Source organism: Actinomycetospora sp., assembly GCF_055612215.1.
Map to the genome: position 1 here is coordinate 1 of NZ_JBVPVA010000048.1, position 5,318 is coordinate 5,318.

General features: G+C 74.0%; 5 protein-coding genes and 1 pseudogene. 4 read left to right on the forward strand and 2 right to left on the reverse strand.

The features are described from left to right. The coding region (locus AC0CYZ_RS01000; RefSeq protein WP_472211235.1) for a cytochrome P450 at nt 1–892 on the forward strand (892 nt) is incomplete at its 5' end. Here AC0CYZ_RS01000 and AC0CYZ_RS01005 read toward each other — a convergent pair. Together AC0CYZ_RS01005 and AC0CYZ_RS01010 are read right to left on the reverse strand one after the other, a co-directional pair. Further along, nucleotides 889–1,104 (reverse strand): hypothetical protein, encoded by a 216-nt coding sequence (locus AC0CYZ_RS01005; protein WP_472211238.1) that lies wholly within the window; start codon nt 1,102–1,104, stop codon nt 889–891. The genes AC0CYZ_RS01000 and AC0CYZ_RS01005 overlap by 4 nt on opposite strands. Nucleotides 1,105–1,114: 10 nt before the next feature. Beyond that, entirely contained in the window at nt 1,115–2,062 is a 948-nt protein-coding gene (locus AC0CYZ_RS01010) for a manganese catalase family protein (RefSeq protein WP_472211241.1), read from the reverse strand. A 177-nt stretch (nt 2,063–2,239) separates the two neighbouring features. Here AC0CYZ_RS01010 and AC0CYZ_RS01015 point away from each other — a divergent pair, with 177 nt between their 5' ends. From AC0CYZ_RS01015 to AC0CYZ_RS01025, 3 genes and pseudogenes are all read left to right on the forward strand, one after another. Next, nucleotides 2,240–2,941 (forward strand): AfsR/SARP family transcriptional regulator, encoded by a 702-nt coding sequence (locus AC0CYZ_RS01015; RefSeq protein ID WP_472211244.1) that lies wholly within the window; start codon nt 2,240–2,242, stop codon nt 2,939–2,941. Between the two features lie 10 nt (nt 2,942–2,951). After that, entirely contained in the window at nt 2,952–4,829 is a 1,878-nt protein-coding gene (locus AC0CYZ_RS01020; protein ID WP_472211247.1) for a Na+/H+ antiporter NhaA, read from the forward strand. A 54-nt stretch (nt 4,830–4,883) separates the two neighbouring features. Then, a pseudogene (locus AC0CYZ_RS01025) lies at nt 4,884–5,318 on the forward strand (hypothetical protein); the annotation flags it as partial.

Consider the following 5,318-nt stretch of genomic DNA (forward strand, 5'->3'; position numbering starts at 1 on the left):
CGCCCTCCGTCGGCTGCGCGACCGGTGGTTCGCGGCCGCCGAGGAGCACGTCGACGCGCTGCTCGCCGCCGCCGGGCCGGGTCCGGTCGAGGTGGACGGCATGGCCGACCTCGCGGAGTCGTTCCCGCTGCGGGTGTTCCCCGACGCGGTCGGCCTCCCGCCCGAGGGCCGCGAGCACCTCCTGCCCTACGGCGACCACGCCTTCAACGCCTTCGGTCCGTCGAACGACCTCGTGGCGAAGGGCCTGCCCCGCATCGGCGAGCACGCGGCGTGGGTGAACGCCCGGTGCGCCCGCGAGGAGCTCGCCGATGACGGCTTCGGCGCGGCGATCTGGGCCGCCGCAGACCGTGGTGACATCACCCCCGAGCAGGCCCCGCTGATCGTGCGGTCCCTGCTCACCGCCGGCGTCGACACGACGGTGCACGGGCTCGGCGCGGTCCTGCGCGCGCTGGCCACCGACCCCGCGGCGTGGGCGGCGCTGCGGGCCCGGCCCGACCTCGCCCGCGTCGCGTTCGACGAGGCCGTCCGCTGGGAGTCCCCGGTGCAGACGTTCTTCCGCACCGCCGAGGTCGACGTCCCGGTCGGCGACACCGTCGTCCCCGAGGGAGCCAAGATCCTGATGTTCCTCGGTGCCGCCAACCGCGACCCCCGCCATTGGACCGACCCCGACCGGTTCGACCTCGGCCGCGACCCCTCGGGCCACGTCGGGTTCGGGATGGGCCTGCACCAGTGCGTCGGCCAGCACGTCGCCCGCCTCGAGGCCGCGGCCCTGCTGGCCGCGCTGGCGGCCCGCGTCGAGCGGATCGAGCCGACCGCGGAGCCGACCCGGCACCTCAACAACACGATGCGGGCCTTCGCGAGCCAGCCGATGCGCCTGCACCGCGCCCGCTAGGCACCCCTCTCCGGACCCGACCCCAGGTCGTCGGCCCGGGCCCGCAGCCAGGCGCCCACCGCCCGCGTCAGGTCCTCGACGCCGTGGGCCGCGCCGACCGCGCGGGTGGGCGACCCGAGGTCGTCGGCGCCGGTGAGGCGGCCCCGCAGCTCGCCGTCCTCGGTCCACACCGCGACCAGCAGGACCGCCCCGGCGCGGTCGGCGTCGGTCACCACACCACCGTCAGCCCGTGGTGCCGTAGATCCCGGGCGGGGTGGAGGCCTCCATGTCGGCCGTCGCCTGGACGAGCTCCATGAGGTCGCTGTCCAGACCCGGGCCGAACTCCTCGGGGCGCTCCACCGCGATCTCCATCGGGGCGCCCTCGGGGGCCTGCTCGGTGGAGAGCTCGGTGCCGTCGTTCGACGGCGAGGCCCCGTGGTAGACCTTGGCGGCCTCGGAGAGCTGGTCGAGGCTGAAGGTGTACTGCTTGCTCTGCAGTCCCTTCTCGAGCAGGGTCGCGACCTCGGGGAACTGCTCGGCGTTCGTCTTCGGGATCGGCAGCAGCTTGTTCCACTGGACCCCGAGGGCCTCGAGGGCCTTCGCGTAGGCGTTCTCGTGGGCCTGGTCGCGCACGATGAGGTAGGCGATCGTCGAGCGCGCGGTCTTGTTGTCCGTCATCTCGTAGAGCCGGCACTTCTGCAGGCGGCCGGTCGACTCGAGCATGAGGTTGTAGAGCAGGTTGAGCGGCAGGTTCCCGCTGTCGTAGACGTACTTGCCGGTCCAGGGGTCGCCCTGCGCGTCCACCGGCAGCGCCCCCTGGGCGCCGACGAGGTAGTGGTGGATGTTGCTCGTGCTCAGCGCGAGCGACAGCGGCGTCGCGCCCCCGGCGCCGGGCTCGTCGATCGGGTCGGAGTTGCTGCCCTGGTAGCGGGGCGAGCCGTCGAGGAGCCGGGCGATCGTGGTCGCGATCAGCTCGACGTGCCCGATCTCCTCGGTGCCGACGCCGTAGAGCAGGTCACGGAAGGGCTTGGCCGTCGGGCCGCGGAAGTTGAAGCTCTGGAACAGGTACTGCATCATCGTGCGCATCTCGCCGAACTGACCGCCCAGCCCCTCCTGCAGGGCGTTCGCGGCCGCCGGATCCGGCTCGTCCGGGACGATCTCGTTGATCAGGCGCTGCACGTGAAGGAACACGGGGTTCGGTCCTCTCCTCGGTCACTGTGGGTCCCACGGGGTCCGTGATCGGATCCGTCGTGGCCCGCAGCGTCGCCGTGGCCCGTGGTCCCGCCGTCGCGCGCGCCGTCACCGGGGCGTCTCCGCGTCCGTCTCCGGTCGCGGGGGACCGTCGATCTCCCTAGCGTGGTCCGGGCGATGACACCGACCGCACCACCGGCCGCCGGGTCGGGCCACCTGGTCCTGCTGGGCCGGTTCGCGTGCCGCGTCGGCGACGACGAGGTGCGCCTCTCACCCACGCTCGAGCGGGTGCTCGCCTTCCTCGCCCTCGCCCGTCGGCGGGTCCGGCGCCAGGAACTGGCGGCCACGCTCTGGCCGGGGCACACCGGCCGCGAGGGCCTGACGCGGCTGCGGACGGTGCTGTGGAAGGTGCCGGACGCCGTGCGCGGCGCCCTCGTGTCCGTGGACGCGGCCAGCGTGGGACTGCACCCGGACGCCGTCGTCGACCTGTACGCCCTCGACGGCGACACCGCCGCCGCCGCGGACGCCGACCTGCTGCCGCGGGGCGAGCTGCTGCCCGGGTGGTCGGAGGGGTGGGTGCTGGTGGAGCGGGAGCGGCACCGTCAGCTGCAACTGCACGCGCTGGAGGACCGCAGCGCCGCGTGCGTCCGGGAGGGCCGGTACGCCGAGGCGCTGCGGTTCGCGCTCGCGGCGGTCGCGCAGGAGCCGCTGCGCGAGAGCGCCCGTCGCCGCCTCGTCGAGGTCCACCTCGCCGAGGGCGACGCCGCGGCGGCGCTGGGGGAGTACGAGGCGTTCCGCCGCCTGCTCGACGCCGAGCTCGGGCTGCCCCCGACGGCGGCCCTGCGCGAACTGGTCCGTCCCCTGCTCGCGGTGGACTAGCGTTCGTGGTGTGCAGCCGGAGCCGCCCGAGACCGGCCAGACGCCGTGGATCCCGACGTGGGGCGAGCGCCTGCGGCGCTCGGTCGCGGGCGAGAACGCCGGCGCCTACGCCCTGATCGCGGCGGCCGTGACCGCGCTGGTCTGGGCCACCGTCGACCCGGGCTCCTACGACGCGCTGTGGGCCATGCCGCTCTCGGTGCAGCTCGACGGGCACGGGCTCGAGCAGGACCTGCGCGAGTGGGTCAACGCCGGACTGATGACGGTGTTCTTCTTCCTGGTCGGGCTCGAGGCCCGCCGCGAGTTCGATCTCGGGGAACTCCGGGAGCGCCCCCGCCTGGTCCTCCCGCTGCTGGCGGGGCTGGTCGGGATGGCCGTCCCGATCGGGCTCTTCGTCGCCCTCACCGCGGGCAGCCCGGCCGCGCACGGGTGGGGCGTGGTCATGTCGACCGACACCGCGCTGGCGCTGGGCCTGCTGACCCTGGTCGGCACGCGCTCGCCGGCGCTGCGCTCGTTCCTGGTCACCGTGCTCGTCGTCGACGACCTCGCCGCCCTGGTGGTCATCGCCGTCGCCTACACCGAGCACGTCCGGCTCGCGCCGATGCTGGCGGCCGCCGCGCTGCTCGGCGTCGTGCTGCTCGTCCGGTCGCTCGGGGTCCGGGCCCTGCCGGTCTACGTGGCGCTCAGCCTCGGGATCTGGGTGGCGATGCTCGCGAGCGGCCTCGACCCGGTCGCCGCGGGGCTGGTGATGGGACTGCTGACCTTCGCCTACCCCGCGCCGCGCGGGGATCTGGAGCGGGCCACCGACCTCGTCCGGGCGTTCCGCGAGCAACCGACCGCGGAGCTGGCGCGGACGGCCACCGTCGGGCTCCGGTCCGCGGTGTCGCCCAACGACCGCCTCCAGCGGGCGGTGAGCCCGTGGGTGGCGTTCCTCGTGGTCCCGCTCTTCGCGCTGGCCAACGCCGGGCTGCCGCTCGACGGCGCCTTCCTCGCCCGGGCCGTGGCCTCGCCGGTGACGTGGGCCGTGCTGGTCGCCTACGTCGTCGGCAAGCCCCTCGGCATCGTGGTCACCTCGGTGGGCCTGACCGCGCTGACCCGCGGCCGGCTGCGACCGCCCGTCGGGTGGGCGGGGGTGCTCGGCGGCGGCACGATCGCGGGCGTCGGGTTCACGGTCGCGCTGTTGATCGCGTCGCTGGCCTTCTCCGGCCCGGAGCTGGGCGAGGTCAAGCTCGGGATCCTCGCGTCGGCCGTGGTCGCGCCGGCCGTCACCTGGCTCGTGTTCCGCGTGCTGGCCCTGATGCCTGACGACCGCCGTCGCCGGGCGCTCCTGGGGACGTCCCCGGTGATCGTCGACCTCGCCGACGACGTCGACCCCGAGCGCGACCACATCCGCGGCCCCCTGGAGGCGCCGGTCACCGTGGTCGAGTACGGCGACTTCGAATGCCCCTACTGCGGGCAGGCCGAGCCGACGGTGCGCGAACTGCTCGCCGAGCGCGGCGACGTCCGCTACGTGTGGCGCCACCTGCCGCTGCGCGACGTGCACCCCCGCGCCGAGATCGCCGCCCGCGCCAGCGAGGCCGCCGCCGCCCAGGGCGCGTTCTGGCCGTTCGTGGACGCGCTGTACGCCGACCAGGGCCGCCTCGACGACCCGCATCTGTGGCAGCACGCGCGCGATCTCGGCCTCGATCTCGCGCGCTTCGACCGCGATCGCCGCGCCGATCGGCCGGCCGCCCGCGTGCGCGAGGACACGCGCGCCGCGCTCGCCGCCGGAGCCACGACGACACCAGCGGTTTTCGCCGCCGGCGCCACCGCCCATTTTGGGGTTCCGGATGCCCAGTGGCTGGCGCGACTGGGCTACGATGAGGCGGTTCGTATACCGAAGCCGAACTAAGACGCAGGTGCGCCGACCAATGACGGGCGCACCCGAACAAAAGGACAACTTCATATGAGTACTGCCGAGACCCGTGTCTCCGTCGAGATCGCTGGATCCGAGATCTCCTTCGAGACCGGCAAGATGGCCAAGCAGGCCTCCGGTTCCGTCGTAGTCCGCCAGGGCGACACCGTGGTGCTGTGCACCGCGACCGCCGGCAACCAGCGCGACGTGGACTTCCTGCCGCTGACCGTGGACGTCGAGGAGCGCATGTACGCCGCGGGCAAGATCCCCGGCTCGTTCTTCCGTCGTGAGGGCCGCCCGGGCGAGCAGGCGATCCTCACGTGCCGCCTCACGGACCGCCCCTTGCGCCCGTCCTTCCCGGAGGGGTTCCGCAACGAGGTGCAGGTGATCTCGACGATCCTCGGTGCCGACCTCGCCAACCCGCACGACATCGCGTCCATCAACGGCGCGTCGGCCGCGCTGATGGTCTCGGGCATCCCGTTCGAC